Here is a 17,822-nt window from a genome sequence, read left to right on the forward strand (position 1 = left end):
GATTAAGGCAGCTTTGCCCAGTTTCCGCCACATTTCTTGTGTTTATCAGAGTCAGAATCGTCTCAAATTTTCGCCAATGCACAGACGGTTACCCCAAGTGGGGTCGTCATGGCATGGGCGGAAGCAACTAAGAGGTACCTGAAACCTTCAATTTGTCCTCAATTCAACCCGGATCAGCCTTATAGGCGCCGCAAATCAGCGTCACATTGGCTTCATAAACGGGAACAGGGCGACCGCCCTATCGAAGCAGGACAATGGATATGAAATCGAAATCACGCTTTCTCAGCGCCGTTTTTGCGGCTGTCAGGGATCAAGAACCAGAAATGCCCTGGAAGCGGGTTTCAAGTCACTCAGTCAGAGTTGCACGCCGTCTGGCGGCGCGACGCTGACACAGCAACCCCAAGAGACCAGCTGCCGGTCTCAGAGGGCAAACGCATACCGGATGAAGCTCCGGTTCGGTGTGTGGGGTCGCAATCAGGACTGCGACCAGGGTTCGGAGCGCGTGTGTGCAGGCAATTGCAGCCTGCGGTTTACGAGTTTGTCTGGGGGGTCAAGAACTTGACCAAAACACTGGTGTTTTCTGATGCGGCGCTGTGCATTCGCGGCGACCGGCCTGTGTTTACCCATCTGATTACAGACAAAGAACAAGGTCGTCCGGCGATATTGCACGGGGGTTCAAGCCGTCGGACGGAATTTAGAGGGGACGGAATACCATGACTATTCCAAATTCTCTGGCCCGCGCTGCCAGAAACGCGGTCGAGACGTCAGCGCTATTGCGCGATGCGCCTCGTCCCGCGACAAAACAAAAAGCACAGCTTCGACGCTATGAAGTGTGCAGTCTGCTGAAAAACGGGGATATTTCACAGACACGCCATATCGCGCCAGCTTTGCCGATGTTTGAAGATGCATTTTGTGCGTTCACGCGCGGATCGTTGGTCGAGACGCCGCAAGGCCAGATGGCGATCGAAGATCTGCTGCCGGGTGATGATGTCCTCACTCAGGACGGATCATCGGAAACCGTGCTTTGGAAAGGGTCTGTCACGCTGATACCCGGACGCGAGGATACGCGCGGGCGAACCCGGCCGCTGACACGGATCATGGCCGACACGTTCGGGATGCAAAAACCGATGTCGGGCGTCATCACGGGCCCCGCCGCACGTCTGCTGGGTACGCCTACGCACATGCGTCATTTGAACGGCGGGCAGCCCATGCTGACACCCGTCAGTGAGTTTCAGGATGGAATGGGTATCATTGAAACGCTGCCGCCGACTCCGGTCGAGCTGTTTCACATCTGTGTCGCCCGACATTCCGTGATTCGGGTCGATGGCCTGCAATTCGAGACCTATCATCCGGGCATCAACGCAGTCCGAATGATCAGTCACTCTTTGCGTTCGATCTATTTGAATCTATTCTCACATATCGAATCATTGAATGATTTTGGGCCGTTGCTCTTGCCAAGAGCCGGCGATGGTGAAATTGACGCTATGACAGCGTGAACTGGTTAACTATTACTGCAAGCGTGGGGCATTATGCAGATTTTACTGAGTTGGGTTTTAACCCTTGCACTGGCAGCGATGCTGCCACCCTGTCCTGTGGATCAAACAAGAGGTAGGTTCAGGCCGTCCGGTTCATCCGGTCTTCCAGTACGTCAAATGGTACGCCTGGCTCGTCTTTTGCGCCTCGGATAACAAGCGAAGTCTTGACGCTGGCCACGTTTGGCGTGGTCAGCAACTCGCCTGTCAGAAATTGCTGAAAACTGCTGAGATCCGGTGCGACGCACTTCAGGATGAAATCAACCTCGCCATTCAGCATGTGGCATTCGCGAACCAATGGCCATTCCCGACACCGGTCTTCAAAAGCGCTGAGCTCGGATTCGGCCTGACTTTCAAGTCCGACCATGGCAAAGACCTGCACTTCAAACCCAAGCTCGCGGGCGTTCACCTCGGCATGATAGCCGCGAATGTACCCCGAATCTTCCAGCGTCCGCACCCGTCGCAGGCAAGGAGGAGCGGATATTCCTACGCGCTTGGCAAGCTCAACATTGGTCATACGGCCATCGGCCTGCAGTTCCGCAAGAATTTTGCGGTCGATTTCATCCAACCGGGTCGTGACCATCGAATGCTCCTGAGTTTTTCAGTTGTTATATCAGCAGCCCCGAGAGGCGCAATAATATTTCACAGCCACGCAATTTTCGTTATTTCAGATACATAATTGGCCGCAATGCCAATCATTAGGCACATCACGGACCTGCAATATGAAGGGGCTTTAAGCCCTGCCCTGCGGTCGCTATATCGATCCGCACCGGACAACATGTCCGCCGAGGCAGTTTGAGTGAGGATACCATGGCCGAAACACGACACACCAAGGTTCTGATCATCGGGTCGGGACCTGCAGGATACACCGCGGGCGTTTATGCAAGCCGGGCCATGTTGGAACCGATCCTGGTGCAGGGTATCGAACCCGGTGGACAACTGACCACCACAACCGAGGTGGAAAACTGGCCGGGTGACACCGAGGTTCAGGGGCCAGACCTGATGGTTCGGATGCAGGATCACGCCAAGGCAATGGGATGCGAAGTGATCGGCGATATCATCAGCGATCTCGATCTAAGCCAGCGTCCCTTCACAGCCAAAGGCGACAGTGGCACCGTCTACACCGCCGACGCGGTGATTCTGGCAACGGGCGCACGAGCCAAGTGGTTAGGCATTCCCTCGGAAGAGAAATTTAAAGGGTTTGGCGTATCAGCCTGTGCCACCTGTGACGGCTTCTTCTATCGCGGTCAGGAAATCGTTGTGATCGGCGGCGGAAATACTGCCGTAGAAGAAGCGCTGTTCCTGACCAACTTCGCAAGCAAAGTCACTCTGATCCACCGCCGCGATGAGTTGCGAGCTGAAAAGATCCTTCAGGATCGGCTGTTCAAGAACGAAAAGATCGAGCCGCTTTGGTTTCACGAACTGGATGAGGTGATCGGAACCGATGCCCCACTGGGTGTGGAAGGCGTCAAGGTCAAGAATGTAAAGACCGGCGAAATCACGGAGATTCCGTGCAAAGGCGTATTTGTCGCTATCGGCCACGCCCCGGCAAATGAGCTGGTCAAAGATACGCTGGAAACCCACATGGGTGGCTACGTCGTGACCAAGCCGGGCACGACGCAAACTTCGGTTCCGGGAGTTTTCGCTGCCGGAGACCTGACCGACCACGTATACCGTCAGGCTGTGACAAGCGCCGGTATGGGCTGCATGGCCGCGCTGGATGCAGAACGATTCTTGGCGGAGAACGACTAAGATGATCACAGAATTCTCCGGCCTCGTCTGGAGAATTCTGTTCCGCACCCAATCGGGTGACCCGCTCTCATCGGCCCGTGCCCCCGAAGGACGGTTTCATCATTCTGGCCAATTCGCGCTTTACGCGTCGCTTAGCGCTGAAGGGGCCGGGATCGCCATTCGGCGCTATGTCTCGCAGTGCGACCCTCCACGGACGATCCATCGCTTGAAGATATCCAAGGCGCAAGTATTGGATTTGCGGGGGCAACCTTCTGCCTCGATCGTCTGGCAAGACATGCGGGCAACCGGCATACCCTCTCCAACATGGCGATTTTCGGACAAGGCCCGCACATACGGCGCGGATGGACTGCTATACAGTTCGCGCTCGCGTCCTAAACTGAGCCATTTGGTGTTGTTCAACGCAGAACACCAGATGATACAAACCGCAGGTGCCCCCTGCGACTGGTTCCCCGAAAGGTGACCGCGCCTATCTTGACCGGCACCCGGCACCGTATCAGGATCAACCATAGTAACGCGAAGAACAGGTGAGCTTTTGGAAAACGTTCTTTGGCGCGGCGGATGGATGAGCCGGCTCAGAATCGCAAGCGGCCTCGTGCTGTTTGTCTTTGCGTTCTTTCATTTCATCAATATCGGCCTTGGTCTGTTTCACACTGATTTGCTGCACGGGATGCAGGGCGGACGTAAAGCTGTCAGCCGTAATGAGATCGGCAGCGTCGTGATATATGGCGCATTGCTGATGCACATGGGACTGGCGCTTATCTCACTCGCGCAGCGCCGGACGCTCAGAATGCCTTTCAGCGTCGCGCTTCAGGTTATTCTTGGCCTGTTGATCCCGCTGCAGCTTATCTCACATTTGGTTCAGACCCGATACGCGCATGAGATTTTTGGGGTGAATGATGAAATGGGTTACATCATCATTCTGATGTGGCCCAGCACCGCGATCTGGTTCCAAAGCCTATTACTTCTGCTGGTGTGGGTCCACGGATGTATTGGGCTGCACATGTGGTTACGGTTGACCACATGGTGGCGCGCGATGGTTCCATATCTGATCGGTCTCGCCGTCTTTGTACCGGGCTTCGCCTTCGCAGGCCTTCTGACCGAGGGGCGGCGTATCTGGGCCGATTTTGCCGACCCCGATCTACGAGAACAGTATGTCGAATACTATAACTGGCCTTCGCAAGAAGAGTTTCAGTCTTTGTTTTCCGTCACAGACTATGCGCAGTGGGTATTCTGGGCCGCGCTTGCACTAACAGGCTTGGTCTATCTCGGGCGCAGGCTTTGGCGGCGGCGGCATTCGGTGCGGGTGCGCTATGTCAACGGTCCAGAAGTTGTTTCGGAGAAGGGCATGACCCTTTTGGAGATGTCGCGCGCAAACGGCATCCCACATACCGCGCTGTGTGGCGGCAAGGGGCGCTGCACGACCTGTCGCGTTGTGGTTGAAGATGGCGCCGATCAGTTGCACCCACCAACCGAAGTTGAAGCCCGCAGCCTGAAAGCGATCAGCGCGCCAGAGGGGACCCGCCTGGCCTGCCAGATGCGGCCGTCCGACCCGCTCACTGTATTTCGTGTTTTCCGCCCCGACGGCGCGCGTGATCGTGCGCATGCGAGCCAGGGGCAAGAACGGCAGCTGGCGGTTCTGTTTCTGGACATGCGCGGGTTCACCGCCCGCACAACGGGGCAATTGCCGTATGATATCGTTTTTCTGTTGAATCGTTTCTTTGACGCAATTGTCCCAGCAATCACGGCACAAGGCGGGGTTGTCGACAAATACATGGGCGATGGGTTGCTGGCGATGTTCGAAACAGCCAACGCCGCAAGTTCGGCAAGTGCCGGTCTGAGGGCAGCGGCCGGGATCGGACACGCATTGGAGCGTTTCAACCAGCAGCTCCAAGCAGAAGGCAGCCAACCTGTGCGCATTGGTATGGGTCTACATCTTGGTGATCTTGTGCTGGGCGAAATCGGAGCGGCTAAACACGCGCCACGCACCATCATTGGAGACGCTGTAAACGTTGCCAGCCGTTTGGAGGCTGAAACCAAAGCACTGGGGGTCGAACTCCTTGTATCGGACAAGGTTTTGGACGCGGCTGGATTACAATGTGATCCCCGCGATCTGCGGGAATTCAGCCTGCGCGGTGTCTCTGAACCTGTCCCCGCCCTGCCCGTCAGGCACGCAGCCGACCTTGAGTCGCAAACCTCACCACTGGAACAGATTGCCTGAGAATGCGCCTAATGAGCCTGAGCGGCGGGATTTTTTCAATAACCTGAAACAAAAAACAGAAAACCGTTCCATTTCGAGAAAAAACCACGCATTTCATCCTTAGTTTTTGCAAGTCTATGGACTTCACCCTCAGGCCGAGGCACATGCCCTGCAAACACCCTTGAAACAAATGCCAACAGAACTGCGATAAGAGTTTTCCGATGACGATGTTAAGCAATCTGGCCCCTATCTCCGAACTGTATGTTTCCTACGAGTCTGCGCAGAAACTCAAGATAGAAGCCGCTGATCTGACCAGCTGGGATCTTAAGCCCCGGCAGATTTGCGATCTGGAACTGCTTATGAACGGCGGGTTCAATCCGCTCAAAGGTTTCCTGAGCGAAGCGGACTATGACAACGTGGTCGAAAACATGCGCCTCGCCGATGGAACACTTTGGCCAATGCCGATCACCTTGGATGTTGATGAGGATTTTGCCGCATCGATCGAGCTGGGCCAGGATATTGCCCTGCGCGATCAGGAAGGCGTGATCCTCGGCACCATGACCGTGACCGACCGCTGGACACCAGACAAGGCGCGTGAGGCGGAAAAGGTCTTTGGCGCTGATGATGATGCGCACCCGGCTGTGAATTACCTGCACAATGTAGCGGGCAAAGTTTATCTGGGCGGCCCGGTCACTGGCATCCAGCAGCCCGTGCATTACGATTTCAAAGCCCGCCGCGACACGCCGAACGAGCTACGCGCCTATTTCCGCAAAGTGGGCTGGCGCCGGATCGTTGCGTTCCAGACCCGTAACCCTTTGCACCGTGCGCATCAGGAATTGACCTTCCGTGCTGCAAAAGAAGCACAGGCCAACTTGCTAATTCATCCCGTGGTTGGCATGACCAAACCGGGCGATGTGGATCATTTCACCCGCGTGCGTTGCTACGAAGCCGTGTTGGATAAATATCCGGCCTCGACTACGTCGATGTCGCTGCTGAACCTTGCGATGCGCATGGCTGGCCCGCGCGAGGCAGTCTGGCACGGGTTGATCCGCGCAAACCACGGCTGCACCCATTTCATCGTCGGTCGTGACCACGCAGGTCCGGGCAAAAACTCTGCCGGTGAGGATTTCTACGGCCCCTATGATGCGCAAGACTTGTTCCGAAAATATCAGGACGAGATCGGCGTCGAGATGGTCGATTTCAAACATATGGTCTACGTGCAGGAACGCGCGCAATACGAGCCGAATGACGAGATCCTGGACAAGGACAACGTCACGATCCTCAACATCTCGGGAACTGAACTGCGCCGCCGTCTGCGCGAAGGGCTGGAGATTCCTGACTGGTTTTCGTTCCCCGAAGTTGTTCAGGAACTGCGCAACCGCTTCCCGCCGCGCTCGCAACAGGGATTCACCGTGTTTTTCACCGGTTTTTCAGGCTCGGGCAAATCCACCATTGCCAACGCCTTGATGGTCAAGCTGATGGAGACCGGGGATCGTCCGGTTACCCTGCTGGACGGGGATATCGTGCGTAAGAACCTGTCTTCGGAACTGGGCTTTTCGAAGGAACATCGCGATCTGAACATCCGCCGCATCGGTTATGTCGCGTCTGAGATAACCAAGAACGGCGGTATTGCCATTTGTGCTCCTATCGCGCCTTACGCAACTACCCGTCGTGCTGTGCGTGAAGAGATCGAACAATTCGGTGCATTTTGCGAGGTGCATGTCGCGACCAGCATTGAAGAATGCGAGCGCCGAGACCGCAAGGGTCTGTACAAACTGGCACGTGAGGGCAAGATCAAAGAGTTCACGGGGATTTCCGACCCTTACGACGCCCCTGAAGACCCAGAGCTGCGCGTCGAGACCGAGAATGTCGAGGTTGACAACTGCGCACATCAGGTTCTGCTTAAGCTGGAAAGCATGGGGCTGATTGCAGCATCCTGATCACTTAAGACGAAAAAATACATCAAAGGCCCTCAGATTTCTGAGGGCCTTTTTCGCAGGTGCGGGTCTGGTTCAGTCGGGCAAATTCACCTGCCCGCGCATCAGGACATGGCCGCGCCCGGCAACTTTGATCCCCGTCATCGCATCCGAAGGTCCAACGCGTGTCACGGTCGCCTGACCGGGGCGGCCCATGTCATGGCCCTGTTCGGCGATGAATGTCTCTTTGTCCATCAGTCCGTGTTTCCAGAGATAGGCCGCCATCGCACCGGTGGCCGATCCGGTGAACGGGTCCTCGGGCGGGCTGGGGGGCGCCATCATCAGGCGCGAGAATGTGTCGCCCGTAGTCGTTGCGCCTTTCAGTGTTACAAGAAACGGTTCAGCCATGTCCGACCCCGAGAAACCGGCCTTTTCGGTAATATGACTGAGCAAAGCAACATCCAGCTTGGCAGCGCGCAGCGCCTCGTGATCGCGCAGGACCGTAATGCAAAAGGGCAGACCGGTTGAAACGAACTGCGGTGGAGAAATTACCAACTCTTCCGGCAGGCTGATGGCGGTGGCAACCAGATCTGCGGGCACATGATCGCCGAATCGCGGGGCGACCTGCGTCATTTCGATGTCATCACCATTTAGTTTGATCGATACAATCCCTGCTCCGGTCTCAAGCGTCAGAGCATCACCCTGAAACAACCCCCGTGATCGCATCGCCGCAACGGTTGCGATGGTCGGGTGCCCGGCGAAAGGGATTTCCCGGCTGGCCAGGAAGTACCGGACCCGGATATCGGCCACATCGGATGGCCCGGTAAATGTGCATTCAACCAGAGACGTTTCGCGCACATATGCCATGCAAACCGCTTCCGACAGCCCTGCGCCCCTATGCACAACTGCGCAGCCGTTGCCACCAAAGGCCTGATCGCTGAACGCATCCACCCAATCGAAATCATACCAGCTCATCGCGCACTCCTGCGTTTCGATCAGCGGCACGATCACCGCTGAGGCAGAAAATGTCACGTCAATTCGGCGGAATGTTCGGTGGCCTAGTGAACGGCCACCGGGGACAGGTCATGTTCGCGTGCCAGTACAAAGGCCAGCTTGCGGTCGGCAACCAGTGCCAATTGCTGCCCATCGGAATCGTGGACAGCATACAGCTGATCCAGATCGCCTGCCTGCTCTCGCAGATCCTGCGGAAGGTCTGCCACATCAACGGCCTTTACATAGACAATCCGATTGCCTTCGGCGTTGATCTCAATCGGTGTATTCATTGCTCTTACCCCTTCTTGATGTTGATTGTCTGAACCACGGTTTCAGGCACGGCGCGGGTCAGGTCCACATGCAGCAGACCGTTTTCCATGATCGCCTCGCCCACCTCGACCCCGTCAGCCAGCACAAACATGCGCTGGAATTGACGCGCCGCGATGCCACGGTGCAGGAATATGCGCCCCTCGCTGTCGTCGCGCTGACGGCCCCGGATCACCAACTGGCGATCCTCGATGGTAATCGACAGGTCCTCTTCCGCGAACCCGGCCACCGCCAAGGTGATGCGATAGGAAAAATCCGAGGTCTGCTCGATATTATAAGGCGGGTATCCTTCATTTCCGGCCTTTGCAGACCGTTCCAAAAGGCGTTCCAACTGCTCGAACCCCAAAAGATGCGGGTATGAGCCTAAGGTAAGTTTCGACACGTATTTTCGTCCTTCATTGTCAAAGCGACGTATTCTGCGGTCCCGATGTCGGCAACCGCGTGATATAGAATATGGGAAGATACAGGGATGTCCACAAGGTCTGGCCGGATAAACCCTGACACACTATCTTGTGTTAGAAGCACCACTTGAAACACTGAGTCGTCCATGAACGCACCCACCGATCTTTCGATGAAAACCGATGAAGTCCTGCGGGTGGAATTAGAGGTCTTTCGACGCCAGCACCGTGATTTGGACGAAGCGATCGAGGCCTTGCAGGCCAAGGGGACCTCGGACCAATTGACGATCAAGCGGCTAAAAAAGCAGAAACTGCGCCTGAAAGACATCATCCGTCTGATCGAAGACAGATTGACCCCCGATATCATCGCCTGAGACGCGCGTACCGCATTGCCACATATGCGGATTTGGCTATAGTGCGCGCTCTTTCCGATGGCAGGGGCGTAAGCGGATGAGCGATGTGAAAGTAGGGATCATCATGGGCAGCCAGTCGGACTGGCCTACGATGAAAGAGGCCGCCGATATTCTGGATGAGCTGGGCATCGCTTATGAGGCGCGGATCGTCTCGGCCCACCGCACGCCGGATCGCCTCTGGGATTATGGTAAAACCGCCGTGTCGCGCGGCTTGCAGGTCATTATCGCGGGCGCGGGTGGCGCGGCGCATTTGCCCGGCATGATGGCGTCGAAAACACGTGTGCCCGTGATTGGCGTTCCGGTGCAAACCCGCGCGTTGTCGGGCGTAGATTCTCTCTATTCCATTGTGCAGATGCCCAAAGGTTTTCCGGTTGCGACCATGGCTATCGGTTCGGCCGGCGGGGCCAATGCGGGCCTGATGGCCGCAGGCATTCTGGCGCTGCAGGATGCCGCGCTTGCGGAACGGCTGGATGCCTGGCGCGAGGCCCTCTCTGCTTCGATCCCGGAAGAACCTCAGCAATGAGCCGTATCGGTTTCATCGGCACAGGCCACATCGCTGCGCCAATCGCGCGGCTGATGGCCGCAAAAGGTCATGATCTTCACGTCACAGAACGCAATGCCCAGGTATCCTCGGCCCTGCAGGCCGAACTTGGGGTCCAAGTTGGCACTCCGCAAGACGTGATTGATGCGTCCGAGATCGTGTTTCTCTGCTTGCGCCCCCATGTGGCCGAGGACGTTCTGGCCCCGCCAAGCTTTCGCGCAGATCAGAAGATTGTTTCGGTGATGGCCGCCGTCTCTGAGGTGCAGCTTGCCAGCCTGTGCGCGCCAGCATCGGATTTCGTGCAAACCATCCCGCTGGGGTTCCTTCAGACAGGGGGTTGCCCGCTGGCCGCTTACGGCAACGATCGCCTTTTGGCTGATTTGTTCGAACCCGAAAACCCTGTGGTCAAGGTTGCCAATGAGGCCGCGTTGAACGCCCACTTCGCCATCTGCGCCATGGTGCCAGGTATCCTGGACCTTATGGCAACAGGCACCGAATGGTTGGCTGATCAGACCGGCGACAAAGACCGGGCCGAATTCTACACCACGCAGCTTGTGTCAGGGTTTCTGACATCAATGCACAAAGAGCATGCGGGCCAATTGGCAGCCGAGCGTGACGCGCTTGCGACCGAGGGCACACTGAGCCTTCAGATGACGGATGTTTTGCAATCCGAGGGCGCGCATGATGCCTTGCGTGCTGCACTGAGTGCGATTGGCAAGAGATTGGAGACATGACGATGTCAGATATGCTTACGCCCGGTGCGACAATCGGGATATTGGGGGGCGGTCAACTGGGCAGGATGCTCTCGATCGCGGCTGCACGGTTGGGGTTCAAGTCAAACATATTCGAGCCGGGCGCAAATCCTCCGGCCGGTCAAGTTGCAAATCAGGTCACGACCGCAGCCTTTGATGACGCCGACGCATTGAAGGCCTTTGCTGAGTCGGTCGACGTGATCACCTACGAGTTTGAAAACATCCCCACCCAGGCGCTGGATCTGCTTGAGGCACACCGCCCCATTCACCCGGGTCGAGAGGCGTTGCGGGTCAGTCAGGACCGCTTGACCGAAAAGACATTTCTACAAGGCTTAGGCCTGCAAACCGCGCCCTTTGCAGACATCTCCGATTTGGACAGCTTGCGCGCCGCAATTGATGACATTGGCACCCCCGCCATCCTGAAAACCCGCCGCTTCGGCTATGACGGTAAAGGTCAGGCCCGGCTGCGCGCACCCGAAGATGCCGGGGCGGCACTGGCCGATATGGCGGGCGCGCCGTCCATACTGGAAGGGTTTGTGGACTTCAGCCACGAGGTTTCGGTCATCGCAGCACGCGGTCTGGACGGGCAAGTTGCCTGTTTCGATCCTGGAGAGAATGTCCATCGCGATGGCATCCTGCACACGACCACAATACCGGCACGCCTGTCTCCGGCGCAGCGGACAGATGCGGTATTGCTGGCCGCCAACATTCTCAACGCGCTGGATTATGTCGGCGTCATGGGTGTCGAATTGTTTGTGACGCCACAAGGATTGATCGTGAATGAAATCGCGCCGCGCGTTCATAACTCGGGTCACTGGACCCAGAACGGCTGCGCCGTGGATCAGTTTGAACAACATATTCGCGCCGTGGCCGGTTGGCCTTTGGGCGACGGTCAGCGCCACTCGGACGTCGTGATGGAGAATTTGATCGGGCATGACATGGACCGCGTACCCGAGCTTTCACGCGAACGGGACGTAGCACTGCATCTCTATGGCAAGGCCGAGGTCAAGGCCGGCCGCAAGATGGGGCATTTCAACCGGATTTCGCGATGAGGTAATCGCGCTTAAGCGCGATGCCTCCGGCGGAGGTATTTTTAGCCAGATGAAGCCGGGATCAGCTCAAGAAACGTGTTGCGATACTACCGGACATATAGCTGACACACCCGCCTGATAGTGTGGCGGCGACTTTGTGGGTTGTCGCATCGAGTATCACCAGATCAGCACGATATCCGGGCTGTAACGTTCCGCGATCCTTCAGGCCTAAAACCCGCGCGGGACCGGACGAGACAAGCGCCCAGGCGCTCGCAATATCCAGCAGGCCAGATTTTACCAACATCAGCGCAGCGCGGCGCGGGCTGGGGTAGTGGTAATCCGATGCCAATGCATCACACAAACCCATCGAGATCAGATCCACCGCGCTGGCATTTCCCTTATGTGAGCCGCCCCGCACAACATTGGGTGAGCCGAGGATGATGTGATCTCCGCCCGCCCGGGCACATTCGGCGGCTTCCAGCGTTTCCGGAAATTCCGAGATCATCACCCCGCGCTCGCGCCACTCAGCACGATCCTGCGGCGTTGTATCATCATGGCTGCCGAGCCGAATTCCTCGGTTCGCAAGGACAGTGCAAAGGCTGTCCAGTGCTGCTGGCACCTCGGCGCTGCGGTTGTGCATTGCCTTCAGCATCTCAAAATGCACTTCGGGATTCCGTCCCGCCTTCAGCGCCTGCCCCGTCAAGCGGGGTGGTTTTCGCCCCTCAGCCAGCCGGTCATGAGGTAGATGATCATTCAGAACCACATAAGGCACCTGCCAATCCGCGATACGTTCGGGCAGCCCGTCATAGTCGTCCAGCATATGGGTTTCGAAGCGCAGTTGAGGGATCAGTTGGGTTACAACATCATCCCGAACCGCAGCGATGGCGTCAAAAACCTGACCAGCAAACTCGGGCCCGCGCACGCCGCCTTCCCAACTGTGGAACTGCGCCAGAACAGCTGTGGTTATTCCATTCGCGGCCAGTTCCGCCTCGACCGATAAAATGCCCTCTGCCATCTGCTTCATGGCACCGCGCCGGGGCGCGATGTGACGTTCAAAACCGTCGCCATGCAAATCAATGATGCCAGGCAGGATGAGGTATCCTGACAAATCAATCTGCCGCCCTGCCCTGTCGGATTGAATGGTACCTTCGGCGATCGTCAGTTCAGCACGCGACACCCCTTCGCCGGGCAACAGAACATTCGCGCCGGTCAATGTCAGTTCCAATGAGTTCATTGAGTGGGCTCCGAGTCCGGTTCCGAGCAATCTTCCCCAAGACAGATCTGGTCGATGATATCCATCACCCCGTCAAGCCAGGTGATTTGTGGATCGAACTGTCCGAATTCGATGAAATGCAGGGTCTGCGCCATGACCCGCGGGTTGTTCATCATGAACGTATGCGTCACCGGCAAGACGATGTGATCAGCCATACCCTCAACCTTTGTGGTCTCTATCGATACCTTGCCGTCATCTGGACCATCGATCAGAGACGAGAACAATGGGTTCAATGAGTTCTCGCCTGCAATCACCCCCAAATCGAACTCCACGGGCGGCAGGCGGCGTGGAATACCCTCTGGTCCGGTTCCCAACGCAAGCCCTGCAGGGCCATTCAGAAAGCCGAAAACCTCCCAGGCGCCAAGCTCGTCTACCAGTTGGCTGCCCTGATTAGGAGGTCCGAGCATGACAACGCGTCCCAGATTCTCGGGGTCGTTGTCCTGCAACCAATAGCGCAGCAGAATGCCCCCCATCGAATGCGCTACAACGTTAACCGTATCCTCTCCGCAGGCGGCGAACGCAGCTGGTAAAGTCTGGTTGGCGAGGTCTGGTATTGGTAGGTCTGTCGAAGGGTAACCTGGACGAACCACAGTGTAACCATGCGCATGAAAAAGCTGTTCCATGACGGTAAACGAGGCCTCTGTGCGCGCGAGGCCATGCAGAAGAACCACGCATTTCGCATTGGCCACCGCAGGCATAAGGCACAAGAGGAGAACAGCAAGAAATTTCATACACGCCAGATAAGGCCTAACCCAGGCCGAGGGAACCCCTAGCCACGGTTCCGGCGCAGCACCGCCAGTGCGATGCCGCCGAGTACAAATCCGGCGCCGAGCAGAAGCCTTAGACTTGCCATCTCGGCTAACAGGATGACCCCGGCAGCAATTGCGATAACTGGAACGCTGAGTTGCACGATCGCGGCCACCGCCGGTGAAAGCTGTGGCACGACACGGTACCATAGCGCATAGCCGAGACCGGACGTGACGCCTCCGGAAAGCGCAGCCAGCCCATAGCCAAGCGGAGACATTTGCCAATTGCTTCCCAGCAGGAACAGGGCAAATCCCGTGACGGGCAACGCCATGATGAAATTTGCTGCAGTTCCCGACAATGCATCTGGTTCGGACCGGCCCGCGATGGAATATATGGCCCACCCGACCCCGGCAGCCGTCATTAAGCCGGCCCCTGTCGGGTCGACCTGAACCGTCCCAGCAGGCCAAAGAACAAACGCCAGTCCACCAAGCGCAATACCGGCACCCAATATCTGTCTCAACGTGGGTGCAGAACCGGTCATTGCACCAATCGCAAACATGGTAATTTGCACAACCCCGAACAGGATCAGCGCACCAAGCCCGGCATCAAGCGTCAGATACGCTACTGAAAACCCGATCATATAAAGCGACAGTGACCCGGCCCCAACAACACGTCGACGATCCAAAACAGGGATCGAGCCGCCCCTAAGCGCCACCAATACCGTTAAAACCAAGGCACCAGCCAAAACCCGGATGATGGCAAATCCCGCCGGATCACTTGCGCCACTATCGATAGCAAGGCGGTTCAGGATCGAATTCGCAGCGAAGGCGCACATGGTTAAAGCGGTCAGAAGAAACAGTCGCATATCAACCGCATAGCCGTTTCAAAGGGATTTGCACACTCACATTCCCGATTGCCGAGCCAATCCCGACCCTCCTCGGACCAGAGCCTACCAGCGCCAATGATACGAATGCACAACAGACATTCCAAACAAAACCGGGGCCGCCCAAAGGCGACCCCGCTATTAAGCACTAAGGCTTAAGCAGCTTACATCATGCCGCCCATGCCGCCCATGTCGGGCATGCCGCCGGCAGGTGCCGCGCCTTCTTTGGCGGGCTTATCGGCAACCATTGCTTCGGTGGTGACCAGCAGGCCCGCAACCGATGCCGCATCTTCCAGAGCGGTACGGACAACTTTGGCCGGGTCGATCACACCGAACGAGAACATGTCGCCATATTCTTCGGTCTGAGCGTTGAAGCCGAATGCTGCGTCGTCGCTTTCGCGAACTTTGCCAGCAACAACCGCACCGTCGACACCAGCGTTCTCGGCGATCTGGCGCAGAGGCGCTTCGATTGCCTTACGAACGATGTTGATACCTGCGTTCTGGTCGGCGTTTGCACCTTCCAGAGCTTCCAGTGCTTTACCGGCCTGAACCAGAGCAACACCACCGCCCACAACAACGCCTTCTTGTACAGCAGCGCGGGTTGCGTTCAGAGCATCGTCCACACGGTCCTTACGCTCTTTCACTTCAACTTCGGTCATGCCGCCAACGCGGATAACGGCAACACCGCCTGCCAGTTTGGCAACGCGCTCTTGCAGCTTCTCACGGTCGTAATCCGACGAGGTTTCTTCGATCTGAGTGCGGATCTGAGCAACACGTGCTTCGATCTCGGCTTTCTCGCCAGCACCGTCGACGATGGTGGTTTCGTCTTTGGTGATCTCGATCTTCTTGGCGGTGCCCAGCATGTCCATGGTGACGGACTCGAGCTTCATGCCCAGATCTTCGGAGATCACCTGACCACCGGTCAGGATCGCGATGTCCTGCAGCATGGCTTTGCGGCGGTCGCCGAAGCCCGGTGCTTTGACAGCAGCAATTTTCAGGCCGCCGCGCAGTTTGTTGACCACGAGGGTCGCCAGCGCTTCGCCTTCAACGTCTTCCGCGATGATCAGCAGCGGCTTCTGCGACTGGATCACCTGCTCGAGCAGCGGAACCATCGGCTGCAGCGAGGACAGTTTCTTTTCGTGCAGCAGGATCATGCAGTCGTCGAGTTCTGCGATCATCTTGTCTGCGTTGGTGACGAAGTAAGGCGACAGGTAGCCACGGTCGAACTGCATACCTTCGACAACATCGGTCTCGGTTTCCAGACCTTTGTTTTCTTCGACGGTGATAACGCCTTCGTTGCCAACTTTCTGCATCGCGTCTGCGATCTGCTGGCCGATTTCGGCTTCGCCGTTGGCCGAGATGGTGCCAACCTGAGCAACTTCTGCCGAGTCTTTGACTTCACGCGAAGCGTCTTTGATGCCTTCGACAACCTTGGCAGTTGCCAGGTCGATGCCGCGCTTCAGGTCCATCGGGTTCAGGCCAGCAGCAACCTGCTTCAGACCTTCGCGAACGATGGCTTGGGCTAGAACGGTTGCGGTGGTGGTGCCGTCGCCGGCTTCGTCATTGGTGCGGCTGGCGACTTCTTTCACCATCTGCGCGCCCATGTTTTCGAACTTGTCTTCCAGTTCGATTTCCTTGGCAACCGAAACACCGTCTTTGGTGATGCGCGGCGCGCCAAAGGATTTGTCCAGAACCACGTTGCGGCCTTTCGGGCCCAGGGTCACTTTAACAGCATCGGCCAGAACATTTACACCGGCCAGCATGCGGTTACGGGCATCGGTGTCAAACTTGACGTCCTTTGCAGACATGTTGTCTCTCCTTGAGAATATCTGTTGAAATGAAGATCAGAGAAAGCAGGTGCGCTTACTCGATGATCCCCATGATGTCGCTTTCTTTCATCATCAGCAGCTCTTCGCCGTTGACCTGAACCTCGGTGCCCGACCATTTGCCGAACAGGATCTTGTCGCCAGCTTTTACAGCCATCGCGATCAGTTCGCCGCTGTCCTTGCGCGCGCCTTCGCCGGTTGCAACGACTTCGCCTTCGCTGGGCTTTTCTTTTGCGCTGTCGGGAATGATCAGTCCGCCTGCGGTTTTCTCTTCGCTTTCTACGCGACGAACCAGCACACGGTCATGAAGCGGTTTCAATGCCATCTTTGCAGCTCCTTGGGCTCAAAGTTTGTTATCCTCCCCTCGCCGACTGACGAGGCGTTAGCACTCGGGTCTCATGAGTGATAACGACGCATAGCTAGGGAGTTGCAGGAAGCGAGTCAACAATATGTGAAAGATTTTTTTGCCCGGCGCGATAAGCAGGCAAGAACAAGGCAGCTAGTCTGGCTGATCCCAGCTGTACGCCCAGTGTTTCAGACCTTCTTGCCCAGCCTCAGACAACGCGTAGACGCCCTTTTCCACTTTTTCGAACCAGCCGTAGTGATTGTCGTACATCAAACGTGTCGCCGCACTTACGCCAGTGGCCTTTGCGACATCGGCCCCCTTGCCCGCTCCGTTCTCTGCCAGATGGGCCGCGCATTTTAGTGCATCTTGCCGATAGGCCGTTACGATCCCATGGCGGGTTGCACCACCCGAATTGGGATCACCTTGCAACCGTTCAAACTCGCGCAGCAACCGTTTGGCCCTGACCTTATCCTTGCGCGGCGCATATGGGCCGGGATCGCATTGAACCTCGACCGTTCCATCAGAGCGCACGGTGATCAGACCCAACCCCAGGCGACGGCACAACGCCAGATTATCCCTCAACGCCCGTCGCGCTGCTCGGCCTTTTGGTTTACAGACCCCAATGTAGACCTGATCGGTTATTTTCAGACGAGTGATGGCCTGGTGAAACAGCGCGAGGCTGAAGCGAAGCTTGAGTTCAACGATCACCGGCTCCTGCCCGTCTCGCAGAGCAACAATGTCGGCGGCGCCAACTTCACCTTTCACGGTATAACCCTGACGTTCCAACAAGGCTTTGATGGGTGGGTAAAGGTCCTGCTCGAGCTTCATAACGCTATGCTATGTAGTTTCGCGCGGATTGCCAGCCACGGTTTGAAGACAAACTACATTGCAACTG

At 56.9% G+C, this 17,822-nt stretch carries 19 protein-coding genes; 9 read left to right on the forward strand and 10 right to left on the reverse strand.

Going from position 1 to position 17,822, the window contains the following annotated elements; translation table 11 throughout:
- Positions 1–713: 713 nt before the first annotated feature.
- Positions 714–1,496 (forward strand): Hint domain-containing protein, encoded by a 783-nt coding sequence (locus I5192_RS11020; protein ID WP_170392383.1) that lies wholly within the window; start codon positions 714–716, stop codon positions 1,494–1,496.
- Positions 1,497–1,614: 118 nt separating this feature from the next.
- Here I5192_RS11020 and I5192_RS11025 read toward each other — a convergent pair whose 3' ends face one another.
- The gene (locus I5192_RS11025) at positions 1,615–2,115 is read right to left on the reverse strand and encodes an Lrp/AsnC family transcriptional regulator (RefSeq protein WP_170392385.1); all 501 of its coding nucleotides are present in this window, start codon (positions 2,113–2,115) and stop codon (positions 1,615–1,617) included.
- 227 nt (positions 2,116–2,342) lie between these two features.
- Here I5192_RS11025 and trxB point away from each other — a divergent pair, with 227 nt between their 5' ends.
- The 4 genes from trxB to I5192_RS11045 all read left to right on the forward strand — a co-directional run bounded on the left by trxB (position 2,343) and on the right by I5192_RS11045 (position 7,421).
- Positions 2,343–3,284, forward strand: a complete 942-nt coding sequence (gene trxB / locus I5192_RS11030) for a thioredoxin-disulfide reductase (RefSeq protein WP_170512491.1) — start codon at positions 2,343–2,345, stop codon at positions 3,282–3,284.
- A gap of 1 nt (position 3,285) precedes the next feature.
- Positions 3,286–3,744: an RES family NAD+ phosphorylase gene (locus tag I5192_RS11035; RefSeq protein WP_170392389.1), complete on the forward strand. Its 459-nt coding sequence runs from the start codon at positions 3,286–3,288 to the stop codon at positions 3,742–3,744.
- Positions 3,745–3,846: 102 nt separating this feature from the next.
- The gene (locus I5192_RS11040) at positions 3,847–5,502 is read left to right on the forward strand and encodes an adenylate/guanylate cyclase domain-containing protein (protein ID WP_255611752.1); all 1,656 of its coding nucleotides are present in this window, start codon (positions 3,847–3,849) and stop codon (positions 5,500–5,502) included.
- 200 nt (positions 5,503–5,702) lie between these two features.
- The gene (locus I5192_RS11045) at positions 5,703–7,421 is read left to right on the forward strand and encodes a bifunctional sulfate adenylyltransferase/adenylylsulfate kinase (protein WP_170801983.1); all 1,719 of its coding nucleotides are present in this window, start codon (positions 5,703–5,705) and stop codon (positions 7,419–7,421) included.
- 72 nt (positions 7,422–7,493) lie between these two features.
- Here I5192_RS11045 and I5192_RS11050 read toward each other — a convergent pair whose 3' ends face one another.
- The 3 genes from I5192_RS11050 to I5192_RS11060 all read right to left on the reverse strand — a co-directional run bounded on the left by I5192_RS11050 (position 7,494) and on the right by I5192_RS11060 (position 9,099).
- A complete protein-coding gene (locus I5192_RS11050; RefSeq protein ID WP_223118294.1) occupies positions 7,494–8,372 on the reverse strand; it encodes a PhzF family phenazine biosynthesis protein in 879 nt (292 codons plus the stop codon).
- Between the two features lie 83 nt (positions 8,373–8,455).
- Positions 8,456–8,680 (reverse strand): DUF1150 family protein, encoded by a 225-nt coding sequence (locus I5192_RS11055; RefSeq protein ID WP_170392397.1) that lies wholly within the window; start codon positions 8,678–8,680, stop codon positions 8,456–8,458.
- A 5-nt stretch (positions 8,681–8,685) separates the two neighbouring features.
- The gene (locus tag I5192_RS11060; protein WP_010441788.1) at positions 8,686–9,099 is read right to left on the reverse strand and encodes an Hsp20 family protein; all 414 of its coding nucleotides are present in this window, start codon (positions 9,097–9,099) and stop codon (positions 8,686–8,688) included.
- Between the two features lie 165 nt (positions 9,100–9,264).
- On the opposite strand from I5192_RS11060, the gene I5192_RS11065 reads away from it, so the two are divergent.
- The 4 genes from I5192_RS11065 (at position 9,265) to I5192_RS11080 (ending at position 11,873) form a co-directional block, all read left to right on the forward strand.
- Complete coding sequence (locus I5192_RS11065; RefSeq protein WP_010441787.1) at positions 9,265–9,489, forward strand: YdcH family protein; 225 nt, start codon at positions 9,265–9,267, stop codon at positions 9,487–9,489.
- Between the two features lie 76 nt (positions 9,490–9,565).
- Complete coding sequence (gene purE, locus I5192_RS11070) at positions 9,566–10,051, forward strand: 5-(carboxyamino)imidazole ribonucleotide mutase (protein ID WP_170392399.1); 486 nt, start codon at positions 9,566–9,568, stop codon at positions 10,049–10,051.
- Positions 10,048–10,803 (forward strand): NAD(P)-binding domain-containing protein, encoded by a 756-nt coding sequence (locus I5192_RS11075; protein WP_223116845.1) that lies wholly within the window; start codon positions 10,048–10,050, stop codon positions 10,801–10,803. Before purE ends, I5192_RS11075 begins: the two co-directional genes overlap by 4 nt.
- A 2-nt stretch (positions 10,804–10,805) precedes the next feature.
- Entirely contained in the window at positions 10,806–11,873 is a 1,068-nt protein-coding gene (locus tag I5192_RS11080) for a 5-(carboxyamino)imidazole ribonucleotide synthase (RefSeq protein ID WP_223116846.1), read from the forward strand.
- Positions 11,874–11,934: 61 nt separating this feature from the next.
- On the opposite strand, the gene I5192_RS11085 is transcribed toward I5192_RS11080, so the two are convergent.
- From I5192_RS11085 to I5192_RS11110, 6 genes are all read right to left on the reverse strand, one after another.
- Complete coding sequence (locus tag I5192_RS11085; protein WP_170401837.1) at positions 11,935–13,086, reverse strand: alpha-D-ribose 1-methylphosphonate 5-triphosphate diphosphatase; 1,152 nt, start codon at positions 13,084–13,086, stop codon at positions 11,935–11,937.
- On the reverse strand, positions 13,083–13,856 hold the full coding sequence (locus I5192_RS11090) for an alpha/beta fold hydrolase (RefSeq protein ID WP_170401841.1): 774 nt from the start codon (positions 13,854–13,856) through the stop codon (positions 13,083–13,085). Before I5192_RS11090 ends, I5192_RS11085 begins: the two co-directional genes overlap by 4 nt.
- A 38-nt stretch (positions 13,857–13,894) precedes the next feature.
- Positions 13,895–14,737, reverse strand: coding sequence for a DMT family transporter (locus I5192_RS11095; RefSeq protein WP_223116847.1), 843 nt, complete (start codon positions 14,735–14,737; stop codon positions 13,895–13,897).
- 182 nt (positions 14,738–14,919) lie between these two features.
- Positions 14,920–16,563: a chaperonin GroEL gene (gene groL, locus I5192_RS11100; RefSeq protein WP_223116848.1), complete on the reverse strand. Its 1,644-nt coding sequence runs from the start codon at positions 16,561–16,563 to the stop codon at positions 14,920–14,922.
- A 55-nt stretch (positions 16,564–16,618) separates the two neighbouring features.
- Positions 16,619–16,906 (reverse strand): co-chaperone GroES, encoded by a 288-nt coding sequence (gene groES / locus I5192_RS11105; protein WP_010441779.1) that lies wholly within the window; start codon positions 16,904–16,906, stop codon positions 16,619–16,621.
- Between the two features lie 174 nt (positions 16,907–17,080).
- Positions 17,081–17,755: a DUF2161 domain-containing phosphodiesterase gene (locus I5192_RS11110; protein WP_223116849.1), complete on the reverse strand. Its 675-nt coding sequence runs from the start codon at positions 17,753–17,755 to the stop codon at positions 17,081–17,083.
- Between the last annotated feature and the right edge of the window lie 67 nt (positions 17,756–17,822).

Source organism: Ruegeria sp. SCSIO 43209 (genome assembly GCF_019904295.1).
Lineage (GTDB): Bacteria > Pseudomonadota > Alphaproteobacteria > Rhodobacterales > Rhodobacteraceae > Ruegeria.